The 730-nt window shown below is 47.8% G+C and carries 1 protein-coding gene and 1 pseudogene; one reads left to right on the top strand and one right to left on the bottom strand.

Going from position 1 to position 730, the window contains the following annotated elements; genetic code table 11:
* Positions 1 to 159: pseudogene (locus tag FMM72_RS17290) on the bottom strand (peptidoglycan hydrolase); the annotation flags it as partial.
* Between the two features lie 346 nt (positions 160 to 505).
* Here FMM72_RS17290 and FMM72_RS16925 point away from each other — a divergent pair.
* Positions 506 to 685: a carbon storage regulator gene (locus tag FMM72_RS16925; RefSeq protein WP_160210546.1), complete on the top strand. Its 180-nt coding sequence runs from the start codon at positions 506 to 508 to the stop codon at positions 683 to 685.
* The last annotated feature ends 45 nt before the right edge of the window (positions 686 to 730 follow it).

Below are 730 nucleotides of genomic sequence, written 5' to 3' on the forward strand. Positions count from 1 at the left end.
TTGCGTGTCCAGCGGATACTTGCGTGTCCAGCGGATACCGGATGAGCGCAGATATGGCTCCATCGCATCGGCGATCAGATTCATATAGTATTCTTCCGTACCGCCGTTTACATAATGGTTCCATTCCTGCGTGGAGGGGCTGAGATAGATAATCGGCATAAAAATCCTCCTGTCTGTGCATGTTGGGCTGTTCCACTGTATGCCAGCGGGCAAAAAAGCGTGCACGCAAAAAGCAAGAGAAATTTTTTATTGATTTCGCTTTAGTTTTTCCCAGGCGATACGAATATAAAAAATAGAAGCGCATGACAAAAGGTACACTTTTTGTCACACGCTTCCATTTTTGTCTTTTCACAAAAACAGTTGCATTTATTTAGGCAATCCGACGAATCATCTCTGTCAGACTATCCATAAGCACAGCCTAGGTTCCAAAGAATCCAGGTGTGGCAAAAGGTGTACTTTTTGCCACACTTGGATTTTTTCGTTTTGCGCATAAGGAGGTGCGGCCATGTTGGTTCTTGGCAGGAACGTCGGCGAATATGTGGTGATCAACGAGAATATTTTCGTGCGGGTGGTCAAGCAGAATGGCGACCTCAAGCTTGCGATCGACGCGCCCAAGGATATTAAAATTGAACGCGGCGAGATCTTTGAAAAACGCAGCGGGCGGCCCGTAAGTATGGCGCGGTAGACATGGTTTTCCGGTTTTCGCGCGTGCTGGCGCGCTGTACACGCG

The organism is Anaerotruncus colihominis, from assembly GCF_010206195.1.
In the GTDB taxonomy this organism is placed as follows: Bacteria; Bacillota; Clostridia; order Oscillospirales; family Ruminococcaceae; genus Anaerotruncus; species Anaerotruncus colihominis_A.

Excerpts from the sequence above, each read along its gene's own strand:
- FMM72_RS16925 (WP_160210546.1), top strand. The coding sequence starts at position 506 with ATGTTGGTTCTTGGCAGGAACGTCGGCGAATATGTGGTGATCAACGAG.